Genomic DNA, 15,435 nt, shown 5'->3' on the forward strand with positions numbered 1-15,435 from the left:
ACCGGGCCCCTTGCGCGAACCGTTCACGAGGGTGTAACCCGGCCGTCGAATGCGGCCGAGCGCGGCCTCAGAGAGAACGGACGACGACCACGGTGCGTGCGCCCAGCTGCGCCGTCGTGCCGGCGTTCATGCGGAGCCCCTCGGGGATCTCGGGATCGGTCGAGAGCACGACCTCGCCGGTGTTCACCCAGTCGTTCTCGGGCAGCCGCACCTCGACGGGCTCATGGAACGCGTTGAACCACAGCAGGAACGAGTCGTCGATCAGCTGCTCGCCCCGGGGACCCGGCTCGCGCAGGGGACGGCCGGACACGAACATGCCGACCGTCCGCAGGCCTCCGTCGGCCCAGTCCCCGTCCTTCATCAGCCGCCCGTCGGGGTGCAGCCATGCCAGGTCGAGCGAGCCGCCCTTGATGGTCGGCCTGCCCTCGAACCAGTGCCGCTGGCGCAGCGCCGGATGCTCCCGCCGCAGGCGCAGCGCGGCCTTGGTGATCTCGTACAGGTCCAGCCAGGCGTCGTCGGGCCGCCAGTCGATCCACGAGATCTCGTTGTCCTGGCAGTAGGCGTTGTTGTTGCCGCGCTGCGTGCGCCCGCGTTCGTCGCCCGCCGTGATCATCGGCACGCCGTTGGACAGGCACAGCGTCACCATCAGGTTGGCCGCCTGACGGCGGCGCAGGGCGACGATGTCGGGATCGTCCGTCTCCCCCTCGACGCCGTGGTTCCAGGAGCGGTTGTTGTCCGTCCCGTCCCGGTTCCCCTCGCCGTTGGCCTCGTTGTGCTTGCGGTCGTAGCTGACCAGGTCCCGCAGCGTGAAGCCGTCGTGCGCCGTGATGAAGTTGACCGAGTTGAACGCCGAGCGGCCGTCGTCGGCGTAGAGGTCGCTCGACCCCGCGAGCCGGGTGGCGACGTCGCGGATGGGCGCCCGCCCGCGCCAGAAGTCGCGGATCGTGTCGCGGTACTGGTCGTTCCACTCGACCCACGGCGGCGGCATCCGCCCTACGAGGTACCCGTCCATCGACACGTCCCACGGCTCGGCGATGAGCTTGACGTGCCGCAGGATCGGGTCCTGGTCGATCGCGATGAGCAGGGCGCACGCGAAGTCGACCTCGTAGCCCGTGCGAGTGAGCGCCGACATGAGGTCGAAGCGGAAGCCGTCGACGTGCATCTCGGTGACCCAGTAGCGCAGCGAGTCGAGGATGAGCCGCAGGGCGAGCGGGTTCCAGGAGTCGACCGTGTTGCCGCACCCGGTCACGTCCCAGTAGCGGTCATCGAAGCCGCCGTCGGGGGCGATCACCCGCTTGTAGAAGCCCCGGTCGTCCAGACCCCGGAACGACAGCGTGGGGCCGTCGGGGCCCGCCTCCGCGGTGTGGTTGTAGACCACGTCGAGGATGACCTCGATGCCGGCGCGGTGCAGCGCCTTGACCATGTGCTTGAACTCGGTCACCTGCTGCCCGCGGTCGCCCGATGAGCTGTAGGAGGCGTCGGGGGCGAAGTACGACAGGGTGTTGTAGCCCCAGTAGTTCGTCAGACCCCTCTCGAGCAGCGCGGGCTCGGAGAAGAACTGCTGCACGGGCAGGAGCTCGACCGCCGTCACGCCGAGATCGCGCAGGTAGTCGACCACCGCGGGCTCGGCCAGCCCCGCGTACGTGCCGCGCAGGTGCTCCGGGACGCGGTCGTGGAGCTTCGTGAAGCCCTTCACGTGCAGCTCGTAGATCACGGTGTCGCGCCAGCGCCGCCGCATGGGCGCGTCGCCCTCCCAGTCGAACGCCGGATCCACCACGACGCTGCGGGCCGTGTAGCCCGACGAATCCGTGTCGTCGCGCACCGAGCGGTCGTCCTCGCGGGCGCCGTAGATCGGCTGCTCGGCGATGAGCGTGCCGCTCGTGGCGAGGGCGTACGGGTCCAGCAGCAGCTTGTGGGGGTTGAACCGGTAGCCCGAGGCCGGGTCCCACGGCCCGTCCACGCGGTAGCCGTAGCGCTGTCCCGGGCGGATGCCGGGCAGGGCGCCGTGCCAGATGCCGAGCGTGTGCTCGGTGAGCTCGTAGCGCGTCTCGCGATCCGAGTCGTCGAACAGGCACAGGTCGACCGCCGTGGCGTTCGGCGCGTACACGGCGAAGTTGGTGCTGTCGGGCGTCCACGTCGCGCCGAGGGGCCATTCGCGTCCGGGCCACACCCGGGCGCGCTCGCCCCACGACCTCCACGTGACCGGGGTCATCCGGGCGGCCGCCAGAGCACGATGTCGGCGCTGCGGCGCACGCGCGTGCCGGCGCGGAGGGTCACGACGGACCCCGTCGCGCCCGCCGCGAACACGCGGGCGCCGGGACGGTTCTCGAGCTCGGCGCGCAGCCTCGTCTCGAGATCCGTGACGCGCCGACGCAGATCCCGCACCTCGTCCTCCAGGTCGAGCACGCGTGCGATCGCCGACAGGCTCATACCCTCCCCCGACAGGCGCGCCACCTCGCGGAGCTGCTCGATGTTGCGCGCCGAGTATCGCCGGAATCCGCCCCGCGTACGACCGGGCACGACCAGCCCGATGCGGTCGTACTGGCGCAGCGTCTGGGGATGCATGCCCGCGAGCTCCGCCGCGACGGCGATCGCGAAGACGGGGGCGTCCTCGTCGACCTCGTACGTCTCGGACATCCTCACCTCCTCGCTCGCTTTCACCATGTCCCGCTTGCTGCCGGTATCCGGCCGGCATTCCGACACGAAGCGGGACACCACCTCTTAGGCTACGAGGTCCGCGCCTTGGCCATCAGCTCGGCCCGCGGGTTGCCCTGGGGCCCGACCTCGGCGAATCGCTCGAGGGCCTCGCGCGCGGCCGCGTCGAGGTGCGACGGCACCGCGACCTGGACCTCGGCGAGCAGGTCGCCGGTCCCCTTCTGCGTGACGATGCCGCGGCCTTTGACGCGCAGGACGCGCCCCGACGGGGTGCCGGGGGCGACGCGCAGCTTGACGGGATCGCCGCCGAGCGTGGGCACCTCGATCGTCGCGCCGAGCGCGGCCTCGGCGAACGTCACGGGCACCGTCACGCGCAGGTTGAGCCCGTCCCGCGTGAACACGGGGTGGGGCCGCACCGCGACCTCCACGACGATGTCGCCGTTCTCGCCGCCGTCGGGCGACGGCCGGCCCTTCCCTCGCAGCCGGATCTTCTGCCCGTCCGCCACGCCCGCGGGGATCTTGATCTTGAAGGGCCTGCCGTCCTCGCCCTGCAGCGTGATGGTCTCGCCCTTCGCCGCCGTGACGAAGTCGATCGTCGTGCGTGCGCGCACATCCGCTCCGCGCTGCGGACCCCCGAAGCCCCGGAACCCGCCCGAGGGCTGACCGAAGCCGCCCGAGCCGAACCGGCCGCCGCGGCCTCCCCCCTGGTTGAACATGGCGAAGATGTCGTCGAAGTCGGCGGTGGATCCGCGGTTCTGCGTGAACGCGCTGAAGACGTCCTCGAAGCCACCCGCGCCGCCGCCCCCCGCGGTGAAGCGCGCGCCGGAGCCCATCGCGCGGATCTGGTCGTACTCCTCGCGCTGAGCGGGATCGGACAGCACGGCGTACGCCTCGCTGATCTCCTTGAACTTCGCCTCGGCCGCGGTATCCCCCGGGTTCGAGTCCGGGTGATACTTGCGCGCGAGCTTGCGATAGGTCTTCTTCAGGTCGACGGCGCTGACGTCCTTCGACACTCCGAGGACCTGGTAGAAGTCCTTCTCGAACCAGTCCTGACTGGCCATCTTCACCTCTTCGTAAGGCTGGAGGGATTCGACGGGGCCTCGCGGCCCCCGCTCGACCGGCGGCCGCGGGGCTCACCCCACGGCCGCTGGCCGAGCGCGATGCGAGTCGAAACGCCTCCGCGTCGACCCGATTGCCGGACTATTCGGCGGGAACCGCGACGACGACCTTGGCCGGACGCAGCTCGACGTCGCCCAGGCGGTAGCCCACCTCGACGACCTCGAGCACCGTGGCCTCGGTCGTGCCCGGCGTGGGCTGCTGGAAGATCGCCTCGTGCTGCTGGGGGTCGAACGCCTCCCCCGCGGCGCCGAACGCGACGACGCCGAGGCGCTCGGCGACCGCGCGCACCTTCTCGGCGATCGCGGCGAAGGGCGTGCCCTCGCCGAGGTCGCCGTGCTTGTCGGCCCGATCGAGGTCGTCGAGCACCGGCAGGAGGCCCTTGGCGGCCTCGCCCTTCGCGCGGGCGATCTCAAAGTGCCGCTGCTCCTCGGTGCGACGGCGGTAGTTGGCGTACTCGGCCTGCAGGCGCTTGAGGTCCTGCAGCAGCTGCGTCTCGTAGTCGCTCTTCTCCTGCTCGGCCGCCTCGTCGTTCTGTCCGACGTTCAGGATGTCGTCGACCGTGAGCTCGGGCTCGCCCTGCTCGGCGCCGCCGGGGCCGTCCGCGGTGTTCGCCGCGTCCGCGTCATCCGGCACGCCGTCCTCGCCTTCGCGTGAGTCGGCAGCGGTGTCCTCGCCCTCGCCGGTCTCGTCGGGCGCCTGCGATGCGGCGTCGTCCGAGTCCTGCGGCCCGGGGGCGGACGCGCCCTGCGCCTCCGCCCCCTCGGCCTCGGGCTGGACCTCGCCGCCGGTGTCGTCGGGCTCTTCGAAGTCCTTGCCGGCCATCAGTTCTTCTTGTCCTCGTCGTCGTCGACGACCTCGGCGTCGATGACGTCCTCATCCGCGCTCTGGTCGCCGGCCGGCGCGTCGCCGGACGGAGCGGCCTGCTCGGGCTGGGCGGCCTGCGCCTGCGCGTAGATCGCCTCGCCGAGCTTGCCCTGGCTCTCGTTGAGCTTGTCGAAGGCGGTCTTCACGGCCTCGTCGTCGTCGCCCGCGAGGGCCGACTTGAGGGCGTCGACGTCCGCCTGCACCGACTCCTTGACGTCGGAGGGCACCTTGTCCTCGTTCTCCTTGATCAGCTTGTCGATCGAGTACGCGAGCGTCTCGGCCTGGTTGCGCACCTCGGCCGCCTCGCGGCGGCGCTTGTCCTCCGCCGCGTGCTCCTCGGCCTCGCGCACCATGCGCTCGATGTCCTCCTTGGGCAGCGAGGAGCCGCCCGTGATGGTCATCGACTGCTCCTTGCCGGTGCCCTTGTCCTTGGCCGACACGTGCACGATGCCGTTCGCGTCGATGTCGAAGGTCACCTCGATCTGCGGGACGCCGCGCGGGGCCGGCGCGATGTCGGTCAGGTCGAAGGTGCCCAGCGGCTTGTTGTCGCGCGTGAACTCGCGCTCGCCCTGGAAGACCTGGATCGACACCGACGGCTGGTTGTCGTCGGCCGTCGTGAAGGTCTCGCTGCGCTTGGTCGGGATGGCGGTGTTGCGCTCGATGAGCTTCGTCATGATGCCGCCCTTGGTCTCGATGCCGAGGCTCAGGGGCGTCACGTCGATCAGCAGGACGTCCTTGCGCTCGCCCTTGAGGACGCCGGCCTGAAGCGCCGCGCCGACGGCGACGACCTCGTCGGGGTTCACGCCCTTGTTGGGCTCCTTGCCGGTCTCGCGCTTGACGAGCTCGCTGACCGCGGGCATGCGGGTCGAGCCACCGACGAGCACGACGTGCGCGATGTCGCTGACCTTGATGCCGGCCTCGCGGATCACATCGTCGAACGGCTTCTTGGTGCGCTCGAGCAGGTCCTTCGTCAGCTCCTCGAACTTGGCGCGGGTGAGCGTCTCCGACAGCGAGACGGGGCCCGACTCGGTGAGCGAGAGGTACGGCAGGTTGATGCTGGTCGAGGTCGAGCTCGACAGTTCCTTCTTGGCCTGCTCGGCGGCCTCCTTGAGGCGCTGCAGCGCGATCTTGTCGCCCGAGACGTCGACGCCCGTCGTCTCCTTGAACTGCTTGATCAGGTGGTCGACGATGCGCTGGTCCCAGTCGTCGCCGCCGAGGCGGTTGTCGCCCGAGGTCGAGCGCACCTGGATGGTCGAGAAGTCGTCGTCCTTGCCCACCTCGAGCAGCGAGACGTCGAACGTGCCGCCGCCGAGGTCGAAGACGAGGATGAGCTCGTCCTCCTTGCCCTTGTCGAGGCCGTACGCGAGGGCCGCGGCGGTGGGCTCGTTGATGATGCGCAGGACGTTGAGGCCCGCGATCTCGCCGGCCTCCTTGGTCGCCTGGCGCTCGGCGTCGTTGAAGTACGCAGGAACCGTGATGACCGCGTCGGTCACGGTGTCGCCGAGGTACTGCTCGGCGTCGCGCTTGAGCTTCATCAGGATGCGCGCCGAGATCTCCTGCGGCGTGTACTTCTTGCCGTCGACCTCGAAGGTCCAGTCGGTGCCGATGTGGCGCTTGACCGAGGCGATCGTGCGGTCCACGTTGGTGACGGCCTGGCGCTTGGCGGTCTCGCCGACCAGCACCTCGCCGTCCTTCGTGAACGCGACGACCGACGGGGTGGTGCGGAAGCCCTCGGCGTTGGCGATGACCTTCGGCTCGCCGCCCTCCAGGACGCTGACGACCGAGTTGGTCGTTCCGAGGTCGATACCCACAGCACGTGCCATGTTGCTCTCCTTCTGCTGGACGCTTCTGATGTCGGAAGCCTGCGCGCGATCTTGAGCCGCGCTGACTCAAGCGTACGCGTAGCGACTCACCCTGTCAACGAAGTTGATATGGCCGGACTCAAGTTTTGCGTGCTGACCACCGTCCGGCGCGGGCGCCCCCACGGACGGCACCATCCGTTCACCTGTACGCCGTAGCCTCATGCGCATGGACGTCCACGACCGGAACCCTTCCGAGACGGCGGCACCGCAGCCGCCCGCGACCGCGAGCACGGACGCCGTGGTCACCATGGGCCTCGAACTGCGCGAAGGCCGCCCGGCGCCGCGTCGCCAGGTGTTCTCCTGGGCGTTGTGGGATTGGGCGACGCAGCCGTTCAACACGGTGATCCTGACCTTCATCTTCACTGCGCTGTACCTGACGACCGACGTCTTCCTGCCGGCTGACGTCCAGGCGCTGCCGGACGGTGCGCGGGAAAAGGAGCTCGCGCTCGCCGAGCTGGCCGCGGGCCTCGGCTGGGGCGGCACGGTCGCCGGGCTGGCCATCCTGCTCTTCGCACCGGTGCTCGGTCAGCGCGCGGACGCGGCGGGACGACAGAAGCTGTGGCTGGGAATCGGCACGGGTGCGCTGGTCGCCTGCATGCTCGGGCTGTGGTTCGTCGAGCCGGCTCCCGCGCTGTTCTGGCTCGGTGTCGCGCTCATCTCGGCCGGACAGGTGTTCGGCGAGATCGCGGCGGTCAACTCCAACGCGATGCTGATCGGGATCGCCACCCCGAAGACGATCGGTCGGGTCTCGGGTCTCGGGTGGGGATTCGGCTACCTCGGCGGCATCGTCGCCCTGGTGCTCGTCGTGGTGTTCTACTCGGCGAACTGGTTCGGACTGGCCGAGGACGAGGGGCTGCCGTTCCGCATCATCGCGGTCGGGTGCGCTCTGTGGGCCATCGTGTTCTCCCTGCCGATCTTCTTCTGGGTGCCCGAGCCCTCGCTCGGCCGACCGGAGCGCAAGGTCAACTTCTTCGCGTCCTACGTGCTGCTCGCCCGGGACGTGGTGCGCCTGTTCCTGGACTCCAAGACGCGACCCACCTTCTGGTTCCTCCTGTCGAGCGCCGTGTTCCGCGACGGTCTCGGCGGCGTGTTCGCGTTCGGCGCCGTCATCGCGGCGCAGGTGTTCGGCTTCGGATTCCTCGACCTCGTGATCTTCGGCATCGCGGCCAACCTCATCGCGGGGGTGTCGACCATCGTCGCCGGCCGCTGGGACGACCGCTTCGGCGCGAAGGCGATCATCGTGTTCGCCCTGTCGGCGATGATCGTCGCGGGCCTCGCCGTGTTCCTGCTCGTCGACCTCGGCACCATCGTGTTCTGGATCGGAGGGCTCGCACTGTGCGCTTTCGTCGGACCCGCGCAGGCCGCATCGCGCTCGTTCCTCGCGCGCGTCACGCCCGCAGGGCGAGAGGGCGAGATCTTCGGGCTGTACGCCACGACGGGACGCGCGGCGAGCTGGATGGCCGCAGCCATGTGGGCGCTGCTGATCACCATCGGAGAGTCGACGACGTTCGGCATCCTCGGCATCGTGCTCGTGCTGCTGGTGGGCCTGCTCCTGCTGCTGCCGGTGAAGACGCCGCAGCGCTGACTACCCTGAGGGGATGAGCTTCGCCGCGATGTGCCCGTGCGGCAGCGGCCGGGCGTATCCGGCGTGCTGCGGCGCTCTGCACGCGGGTGCACGGATGGCCGAGACGCCGGAGGAGCTCATGCGGTCGCGCTACGCGGCGTACGCGCGCGGCAACGCGGAGTACGTCCTGCGGACATGGCATCCGCACACGCGGCCCGCGACACTCTCCCTCGGCGACATGCGCTGGACGGGGCTGGAGGTCCTGGCAGCGGACGGCGACACCGTGCAGTTCGTCGCCCGGTACGAGGACGCGCAGGGCCCCGGAACGCTCGCGGAACGCAGCCGGTTCGAGCGGCGCGCGGGCCGCTGGTTCTACGTCGACGGCGACGTCTCCGCCTGAGTCGGGGCGGCGCGATCCGCTCTCAGCGCCGACGGCGGGCGTCGCGCGGATCGACGGCGACGCGCACGGAGGTACCCGCCGCGGCCGCGGCGAGCGCCTGGTCGATCTGCGCGAGCGGGTAGCGCGCGTTCACGAGCTCGAGGAACGGATGCGCCGTACCCCGCTCGCGCAGGTAACCGACGGCCCGGTCCAGGTGCCGGGGCGCGTAGTCCTGCACGCCGCGGATCGTGATCAGCTCGCGCACGAGGCGCTCGGCGTCCACCGCGAGCGCCTCCGCCGAGGGGGCCCCCACCAGCACCACGACGCCCCCGACGCCGACCGTGTCGACCGCGGCGCGCTGGGCGCGCGCCGCTCCGGACGCCTCCAGCACGATCTCGTATTCGGGCGCCCCGATGCCGGCGAGCGCGTCGTCGATCGCCCCGGGGGCATCCGGGTCGACCGTGCGCGCGGCGCCGAAGCGGGCGGCGAGCGCGCGGCGAGCCGGATCCGGGTCGGCGACGACCACCGTCGCGCCGCGATCGCTCGCCATCGCGCACGCCGTGATCCCCACGAGCCCCGCGCCGAGCACGAGCATCGCGGCGCCGTTGACGTCGAGGACCTCGTCGGCGCTCTCGAGCGCGGCCCACGCCGTGGCGGTTCCGCACGTGGCGGGCGCGAGCACCTCGGCCGGGAGGGTCTCGCCGACCCGCACGATGGCGGTGCCCGGGCGTAGGTGTGCGTGCGTGGCGAAGCCTCCCGTGAGCTCCCAGCGCGGCTGCAGCCGCTCGTGCCCGTAGGCGATGAGCGCGCGGCACCGCTGCGGCAGGCCGCGCCGGCAGCGGTCGCAGTCGCGGCAGCCGACCGTCGCGGACCAGACGATGCGGTCGCCGATGCTCACGGTGGCGCCGTCCACGGCCCGGACCCCGTCGGCCACGTCGACCACGCGGCCGACGAACTCGTGGCCGAGCACGAGCGGCGGGCGCTGCGCGCGGTGCCCGGTCACGACCTGGGCATCGGAGGCGCACGCCATCGCCAGCTCGATCGCGACGAGGGTCTCTCCGCGTCGCAGCACGACCCCCGGGACGGCCACGGTCTCGTGCGGGCGATCGGGCCCCGTCCACACCATGGCGACGGCAGGCGGCTCGAGGCAGACGTCACGGCTGTCGAGCGGCGCCGTCGCGGCGAGCACGGGGATTCCGGCCATCATTCCCGCCTCCGCTGTGACGCGCGCGGCGGCCGGGCGGCGAAGGCGTCGTCGCCGAGGACGGCGTCGACCGGTGACATGGGTTCCATCGACGGTTCCTTTCTCGGCGGGTCGGCCTCTCCCACCGTCACCGGACGGCGCGGTCGCCCAGGCAGCGCTGCCCGGCGGATCCCGGAAGAGGGTGCGATGACGCCTCATCCTGTCGGGACCGTTTCCCGGCGGGATGAGGCGTCAGATCCCCTACAGGGTGGCATCCCCGCTGCCCGGGGAGATTCCCGCCACAGCGTTGTTCAGACTCCGTTCACCGACCTTTCGGGCGCGAGCGGGCGGCCCGTCACCGTCGCGTCGCTCACGGGCCCCTCGCGCGACGCCTGAGGCGCCCGGGCGCGTCGGGTACCGAGGCTCAGGCGCCGGCGGCCCCGGCGTCGCTGATCGAGACGTCCGTGCGGTGGAAGCTGCGGAACGAACGCGACGCCGTGGGCCCCCGCTGTCCCTGGTAGCGGTTTCCGTAGGGGCCGGACCCGTACGGGTTCTCGGCCGGGGAGGTCAGGCGGAAGAAGCAGAGCTGCCCGATCTTCATCCCCGGCCATAGCTTGATCGGCAGTGTCGCGACGTTCGACAGCTCGAGCGTGACGTGGCCGGAGAAGCCCGGGTCGATGAAACCGGCCGTCGAATGGGTCAGCAGCCCGAGACGCCCGAGCGAGGACTTGCCCTCCAGGCGCGCCGCGATGTCGTCGGGCAGCGAGACGGCCTCGAACGTCGATCCCAGCACGAACTCGCCGGGGTGCAGGATGAACGCCTCGTCGGGGTCCACCTCCAGGAGGTGGGTGAGGTCGGGCTGGTCCTCGGCGGGATCGATGAAGGGGTACTTGTGGTTGTCGAAGAGCCGGAAGTACCGGTCGAGCCGCACGTCGATGCTCGAGGGCTGCACCATCGCAGCGTCGTACGGGTCCAGGCCGATGCGGCCGGAGTCGAGCTCGGCCCTGATGTCGCGATCCGAGAGCAGCACGCCCCCAGCCTAGAGGGAGCGCGGCTCAACGCCGATCGCACATGCACGGCGTCCCCGTCAAGCGGGAGGCGCGACGGCCGGAAGAGGCGTTACATGTAGGACACCGCAAGAACGGCCGAAAGGAGTCGCACATGCGTCAGGACCCGAGCAACACGAACGCCGAAGGCGTCGACAACAGCGCCCCGACGACGGCCGAGGCCGCGAAGGAGGCCGCCGCGGAGGTCGCGGGCGCAGCCCGCGAGAAGGCGAAGGCGGCCTCCGAGCAGGCCGAGTCGGCGACCGACGAGGCGAAGGACCGCATCCAGGACGCCGGCGCAACGGCAGACGGCGAGCTGAAGGACCGCCTCGAGACGGGCCAGGGCCGCGTGGCCGGAGGTCTGCGCACCGCGGGCGAGAAGCTCGGCGCGATGGCGCCCGAGGACGGCGTCGCGCGGGATCTCGCGGACAAGGCTTCCGCGGGGCTCAACCAGGCCTCGTCGTGGGTTTCGGGCAAGGACGCGAGCGCGATGGTCGACGAGGCCAAGTCGTTCGTGCGCCGCAAGCCGTGGGTAGCGGCGGCCGGGGCCGTCGCGGGCCTCTTCCTGCTGAGCCGCATCGCGCGCCGCAAGCGCTGAGCAACCAGAGCTGCGAGGGGGCGGGAAGACACCCGCCCCCTCGCAGCCGTGCCTCGCCTGGGTCCCTGTTATGCTGGCTCTCACGCGCTCGGGCGCGTACGGGGCTGTAGTTCAATGGCAGAACTTCTGCTTCCCAAGCAGACAGCGCGGGTTCGATTCCCGTCAGCCCCTCCGCTTCACTTCTCAGCTGGGTGAGACTTTCGCGAGCCGGATGGACGAAGGCCGCGGCCCCGGTGCCGTCGCCGCCACGCCGCGCGTGGCGGGCCGCTCACCCCTCGGCCGCGGCGTCCCGCTCCTCGGCTGCCAAGCTGTGCCAGATCTCGTAGGCGACGGACGCGGCGGCCTCAGCGTCGGCTGACGCAAGCAGCTCGATCAGCTTGTCGTGCAGCTCGACGGAGGCGTGGCCGTCCGAGTCGAAACGGAGCCGCTCCGCGCGTCGCACCAGCGGGCCAAACTGCTCGAGAACCGCCTCGATGGCACGGTTGCCGAGCACCGCCACGGGGATCCGGTGGAGTTCCTCGTCGGCTTCCAGTGCCGCGCTGACACCCCCGGCGTCCACCGCGTCCGCGAATCGGCGGTTGGCCTCGCGCATGCGGTCCAGGTCCTGGCTTTCCAGTTTGCCTGCGACCTCGCGCGCGGCCAGCTCATGCATCGCGGCCACCACATCGCGTGCGTCCCGCACGGCTTGCGAGTCGATCGTGCTGACAGTCGTGGAGCGTCCGGGCAACGCCACCACGAGCCCGCTCCTCCCGAGACGCAGCAGCGCCTCACGGACGGGTGTGCGACTGACTCCGAGCCACGCCGCCAACTCGACGTCCTTTAATTGCTCCCCGCGGGCGAACTTTAGTTGCTCCCCGCGGGCGAAGGTGCTGTCGACGGCGCGCAGCGGCTCATCCAGGGAGCCGTGCCGCCTGCAGACGAGGACACTTTCCGGCGCGCCATCCTCGTCGCGATGCGGGCCCTGGCCGCCGAAGGGATCACGAGCGACACGGGCCCCGCGCTCGGGCCCGGTCGCGAGGGGATCCTCGGAGGAGCGCAGGGACGCTCGGGGATTCGGGCGTTCAACGCGCTGGCCTCGAGCGTGGAGCTCCCCCCTGCGCACGGCCGTCCTCGTGGCGCCCGCCGCGCTCGGGGAGGGAGTCGAGGATTTCCGCGAGGGCCTGCGGACGGCGACCCCGGTGACCGAGGTGCCTCGCCGGCTTCAGCTTCTCGGAGTCAAGATCTTCGGCGATGGCGTCCCGGTGAGCCGGACGGCGCTCATGCACTGCGGTTACGTCGGGACGGGAACGGGTCTCTCGCAGTGGGCGGTGACAGCGCCGAGGCCCAGGAACAGACGCTGCGGAACATGATCCTCGAGGGACACCGCGCGGACCATCAGGTTGCGGTTCACGTCACGGGGGACAAGGCGACCGACATTGCCGTGGACGCCATGATCGAGGCGATGCGCGCATTCCCGCGTCCGGATCCCCGCCACTACGGCATCCACGCGGACTTCGTGAGCGACACGACCCTCGCCCGCATGGCCGAGTGGGGGATCGGGGCCAACATGAACCCGACGATCAAGTGGCTCATCAGCGACTCCGCCGTCGAGAACGTCGGCGAGGAGCTCGCGGCCCGCGAATGGCCGTACCGCTCAGCGCTTCGCGCAGGGACGTGGGTCACGAGCGCCTCGGACGCGCCGGTCACGGCTCCCACCTGGCGTCAGGCCGTGGCCACGATGATGCTGCGGGAGGGGAGGGCGACGGGCCGCGTGAGCGGTCCCGAGGAGCGGATCGGGCTGATCCCCGCGCTGCGCACCTACTCGACCACCGCCGCCTATCAGGACTCGCGGAAGACTGGAAGGGCTCGACCGAGCCCGGCAAGGTCGCCGACTTCTGCATGATCGAGGGCGACTTGCTGGAGATGGACTCGCACACGCTCCCCGACGCGCGGATCCTCGCCACAATCGTGGGCGGGACATCGCACACGAGGCCTGAGGACCGAACCGCGCGGGGAGGGTGGCCAGCCTCGGCTGCCCCCTCCCCGCACGTCACAGGGGACGCACGCCGGGCGGCAAGGTGATCCAGAGCAGCTTCCTCGGTTGACTACTGACGGCAGGCGCCTTCCTGCCAGGATCCTCCGCACAGATCGGCCGCCGTCCCTCGCAGCGAGCACTGCAGGCGCCCAAGTAGGCCACCGAAGCCGAAAAGGCGCGTCGGCAGGAGATCAACCACTGGTCAAGCTCAGCGCTTGCTTGGCTCCCGTTCAAGCCCGACCCGCGCTCGGAAATTGAGTCCGTTCTCGCCAGCCGGAGCGACGCGTCCGCGACGGCGCAACTCCGGGATCACGGAGCGCCCAAAGGACTCCCACGATCCCGGGGTCTCAGCCTGGTTGATCACGAACCCATCGCATCCCTCCTCCAGGAACCACTCCTCCAGGCCGTCCGCCACCGTCATCGCGTCGCCCACAAACCATTGCGAGGTACCTTTCACGGAGAAGTCGGCGAGGTCTCGGGGGGTCGCGTCGGGACCATAGAGCTCGCGCAAGCGGCCGATGACGTTGGTCATGATGGCCTTCGATCCGGTCGTGCGGTCGAGCAGATCGTCCGGGATAGGGCGCGTTGCGTCGAGCTTGGAGAGATCGACTCCGGACAGCTCGGAGAGGAGCATAAGCGCCTCCACCGGGTCGCTCCTCGACTCGAGGAACTTCTTCCGCTCTCTGGCTATCTCGTCCGTCTCCGCGACGAGCGTGTAGACCGAGGGCATGATCTTGACGGCCGACGTGTCCCGGCCTGCGGCTTCGACGGCCTCGCGCTGTTCGCGGTAACTCTTGCGAGCGCGCTCCAACGTGGAGGCAGAGATGAAGATGAGGTCCGCCCAGCGGCCCGCGAACGTGCGGCCGCGGGAGGACTGTCCGGCCTGAAGGAGTGTCGGCCAGCCCTGGGGTGGCCGCGGCACGGTCAGCGGCCCCCTGGTAGCGAAGGTGTCCCCATCGAACGCCGCTTCCCTGACCTTGTCCGGGTCGGCGAAGCGCCCTGACGCCCGGTCCAGTTCGTAGGCGTCGGCGTCCCACGAGTTCCACAGCGCAGTCGCTGCCTCCAGGAATTCGTCGGCGCGGTCGTAGCGCCCGTCGTGATCCAGGTGTTCGGTGCCGAAGTTCGCGGCCTCGTCCTCGTTGAGCGACGTCACAATGTTCCAGATCGCCCGCCCTCGGGTGAGATGGTCCAGCGTCGCGAACGCCCGTGCGACGTGGTACGGGTGGTAGTAGGTGGTGGAATAGGTCGCCCCCAGCCCGAGACGTGTGGTGTGTGCGGCCATGAGCCCGAGAATCGTGAGCAAGTCCAGCTTGATCGCACGGGTTCCCAGTTCGACCGCCTTGCGGAAGTTGCCCCCGTAGACCGCTGGCATCGCCAGCCGGTCATCGAAAAACACCATGTCGAAGCCGGCGTGCTCCAGCTCGCGTGCGAGGTTGATGTAATACTCGGGATCGGTCACGTCGGGCGTGCTTGCCGGATGTGACCATGCCCCGTTCTGCGTCTTGCTCGCCGACGCCTGACCGAACGCGCTGAGCACCATGTGGTCGTTCCGCATGACTCCATCTCCTTGAGTGTGACGCATCCACAACGATGCGATGGCGTGAGGGTCCTAGCTGACGGGCCGATGCGTGCCCAGCTGACGAAGTCGATACGTCAGCGGGTCCGCGTCTCGTCGGGCAGAAACGGCGGTTGCGTCGACGAGCACCAGAAAGTGGTCGCCTGCGGCAACGATGCGGTCAACTTTGCCTGAGAGCCACACCGCAGCACCATCGAGCCTCGGAACTCCGGACTCCACGGACCAAGGGGTCTCATCAAATCGGTCCGCGAGCTTCGACGCGAAGCGGCGGGCCAGCCCACCTTGAGCGCTGTCCAAGACATTGAGTCCGATACTGCGCGTTCGGTTCACCACCTCGAGCAGCTTGGAGTTCTGGTCGAGTGAGAGGAGGAACTTCGGAGGCTCGACGGAAAGTGAGAAAAACGCGCTCACCGTCGTGCCGTGAGGCATCCCCGCCTCAAGTGTGGTGGCGATGGCGACAGGGGTCGGCACATGGCCCATCGCCTCGATGAACTGGACCTTCTGCGTCGCTCCGACGACGGGTTCGTCGCGGGTTTCGGATGTCGTAGTCATATCTCCAATATCCAGGTTGATAT

14 protein-coding genes and 1 tRNA gene are annotated in these 15,435 nt (G+C 70.0%); 5 read left to right on the forward strand and 10 right to left on the reverse strand.

Annotated features, from left to right (window positions below):
• Positions 1 to 67: 67 nt before the first annotated feature.
• The 5 genes from glgX to dnaK form a co-directional block, all read right to left on the reverse strand.
• Positions 68 to 2,212, reverse strand: coding sequence for a glycogen debranching protein GlgX (gene glgX, locus IEX37_RS07930; protein WP_188755731.1), 2,145 nt, complete (start codon positions 2,210 to 2,212; stop codon positions 68 to 70).
• Positions 2,209 to 2,637 (reverse strand): heat shock protein transcriptional repressor HspR, encoded by a 429-nt coding sequence (locus IEX37_RS07935; RefSeq protein ID WP_188755732.1) that lies wholly within the window; start codon positions 2,635 to 2,637, stop codon positions 2,209 to 2,211. The genes glgX and IEX37_RS07935 overlap by 4 nt, the downstream gene beginning before the upstream one ends.
• Positions 2,638 to 2,726: 89 nt before the next feature.
• Positions 2,727 to 3,716: a DnaJ C-terminal domain-containing protein gene (locus IEX37_RS07940; RefSeq protein WP_188755733.1), complete on the reverse strand. Its 990-nt coding sequence runs from the start codon at positions 3,714 to 3,716 to the stop codon at positions 2,727 to 2,729.
• A gap of 139 nt (positions 3,717 to 3,855) precedes the next feature.
• Positions 3,856 to 4,596 (reverse strand): nucleotide exchange factor GrpE, encoded by a 741-nt coding sequence (locus tag IEX37_RS07945; protein WP_188755734.1) that lies wholly within the window; start codon positions 4,594 to 4,596, stop codon positions 3,856 to 3,858.
• Complete coding sequence (dnaK, locus tag IEX37_RS07950) at positions 4,596 to 6,461, reverse strand: molecular chaperone DnaK (RefSeq protein ID WP_188755735.1); 1,866 nt, start codon at positions 6,459 to 6,461, stop codon at positions 4,596 to 4,598. Before dnaK ends, IEX37_RS07945 begins: the two co-directional genes overlap by 1 nt.
• A gap of 199 nt (positions 6,462 to 6,660) precedes the next feature.
• Between dnaK and IEX37_RS07955 the strand changes: the two genes are divergently transcribed.
• Entirely contained in the window at positions 6,661 to 8,085 is a 1,425-nt protein-coding gene (locus IEX37_RS07955) for an MFS transporter (protein ID WP_373286258.1), read from the forward strand.
• A gap of 13 nt (positions 8,086 to 8,098) precedes the next feature.
• Positions 8,099 to 8,464 carry a YchJ family protein gene (locus tag IEX37_RS07960; protein ID WP_188755737.1) on the forward strand — a complete coding sequence of 122 codons (366 nt, stop codon included), beginning with the start codon at positions 8,099 to 8,101 and terminating at the stop codon, positions 8,462 to 8,464.
• Positions 8,465 to 8,486: 22 nt separating this feature from the next.
• Here IEX37_RS07960 and IEX37_RS07965 read toward each other — a convergent pair whose 3' ends face one another.
• Entirely contained in the window at positions 8,487 to 9,647 is a 1,161-nt protein-coding gene (locus IEX37_RS07965) for a zinc-binding dehydrogenase (protein ID WP_229663146.1), read from the reverse strand.
• Positions 9,648 to 10,050: 403 nt separating this feature from the next.
• A complete protein-coding gene (gene dcd, locus IEX37_RS07970; RefSeq protein ID WP_188755739.1) occupies positions 10,051 to 10,656 on the reverse strand; it encodes a dCTP deaminase in 606 nt (201 codons plus the stop codon).
• A gap of 131 nt (positions 10,657 to 10,787) precedes the next feature.
• Between dcd and IEX37_RS07975 the strand changes: the two genes are divergently transcribed.
• The gene (locus IEX37_RS07975; RefSeq protein WP_188755740.1) at positions 10,788 to 11,270 is read left to right on the forward strand and encodes a hypothetical protein; all 483 of its coding nucleotides are present in this window, start codon (positions 10,788 to 10,790) and stop codon (positions 11,268 to 11,270) included.
• A gap of 100 nt (positions 11,271 to 11,370) precedes the next feature.
• Positions 11,371 to 11,441, forward strand: a tRNA-Gly gene (locus IEX37_RS07980).
• 97 nt (positions 11,442 to 11,538) lie between these two features.
• Here IEX37_RS07980 and IEX37_RS07985 read toward each other — a convergent pair.
• The gene (locus IEX37_RS07985; RefSeq protein WP_188755827.1) at positions 11,539 to 12,168 is read right to left on the reverse strand and encodes a GntR family transcriptional regulator; all 630 of its coding nucleotides are present in this window, start codon (positions 12,166 to 12,168) and stop codon (positions 11,539 to 11,541) included.
• Between IEX37_RS07985 and IEX37_RS07990 the strand changes: the two genes are divergently transcribed.
• Complete coding sequence (locus IEX37_RS07990) at positions 12,118 to 13,152, forward strand: amidohydrolase family protein (protein WP_268236529.1); 1,035 nt, start codon at positions 12,118 to 12,120, stop codon at positions 13,150 to 13,152. The genes IEX37_RS07985 and IEX37_RS07990 overlap by 51 nt on opposite strands.
• A gap of 340 nt (positions 13,153 to 13,492) precedes the next feature.
• On the opposite strand, the gene IEX37_RS07995 is transcribed toward IEX37_RS07990, so the two are convergent.
• Both IEX37_RS07995 and IEX37_RS08000 read right to left on the reverse strand, forming a co-directional pair.
• Positions 13,493 to 14,839, reverse strand: coding sequence for an NtaA/DmoA family FMN-dependent monooxygenase (locus IEX37_RS07995; protein ID WP_188755742.1), 1,347 nt, complete (start codon positions 14,837 to 14,839; stop codon positions 13,493 to 13,495).
• A gap of 54 nt (positions 14,840 to 14,893) precedes the next feature.
• Positions 14,894 to 15,412: a flavin reductase family protein gene (locus IEX37_RS08000; protein WP_229663147.1), complete on the reverse strand. Its 519-nt coding sequence runs from the start codon at positions 15,410 to 15,412 to the stop codon at positions 14,894 to 14,896.
• Between the last annotated feature and the right edge of the window lie 23 nt (positions 15,413 to 15,435).

The organism is Microbacterium album (genome assembly GCF_014643695.1).
Lineage (GTDB): Bacteria > Actinomycetota > Actinomycetes > Actinomycetales > Microbacteriaceae > Microbacterium > Microbacterium album.

Excerpts from the sequence above, each read along its gene's own strand:
- IEX37_RS07965 (WP_229663146.1), bottom strand. The coding sequence starts at position 9,647 with ATGGCCGGAATCCCCGTGCTCGCCGCGACGGCGCCGCTCGACAGCCGT.
- dnaK (WP_188755735.1), bottom strand. The coding sequence starts at position 6,461 with ATGGCACGTGCTGTGGGTATCGACCTCGGAACGACCAACTCGGTCGTC.
- IEX37_RS07995 (WP_188755742.1), bottom strand. The coding sequence starts at position 14,839 with ATGCGGAACGACCACATGGTGCTCAGCGCGTTCGGTCAGGCGTCGGCG.
- IEX37_RS08000 (WP_229663147.1), bottom strand. The coding sequence starts at position 15,412 with ATGACTACGACATCCGAAACCCGCGACGAACCCGTCGTCGGAGCGACG.
- IEX37_RS07975 (WP_188755740.1), top strand. The coding sequence starts at position 10,788 with ATGCGTCAGGACCCGAGCAACACGAACGCCGAAGGCGTCGACAACAGC.
- IEX37_RS07960 (WP_188755737.1), top strand. The coding sequence starts at position 8,099 with ATGAGCTTCGCCGCGATGTGCCCGTGCGGCAGCGGCCGGGCGTATCCG.
- glgX (WP_188755731.1), bottom strand. The coding sequence starts at position 2,212 with ATGACCCCGGTCACGTGGAGGTCGTGGGGCGAGCGCGCCCGGGTGTGG.
- IEX37_RS07940 (WP_188755733.1), bottom strand. The coding sequence starts at position 3,716 with ATGGCCAGTCAGGACTGGTTCGAGAAGGACTTCTACCAGGTCCTCGGA.
- IEX37_RS07935 (WP_188755732.1), bottom strand. The coding sequence starts at position 2,637 with ATGTCCGAGACGTACGAGGTCGACGAGGACGCCCCCGTCTTCGCGATC.
- IEX37_RS07945 (WP_188755734.1), bottom strand. The coding sequence starts at position 4,596 with ATGGCCGGCAAGGACTTCGAAGAGCCCGACGACACCGGCGGCGAGGTC.
- IEX37_RS07955 (WP_373286258.1), top strand. The coding sequence starts at position 6,661 with ATGCGCATGGACGTCCACGACCGGAACCCTTCCGAGACGGCGGCACCG.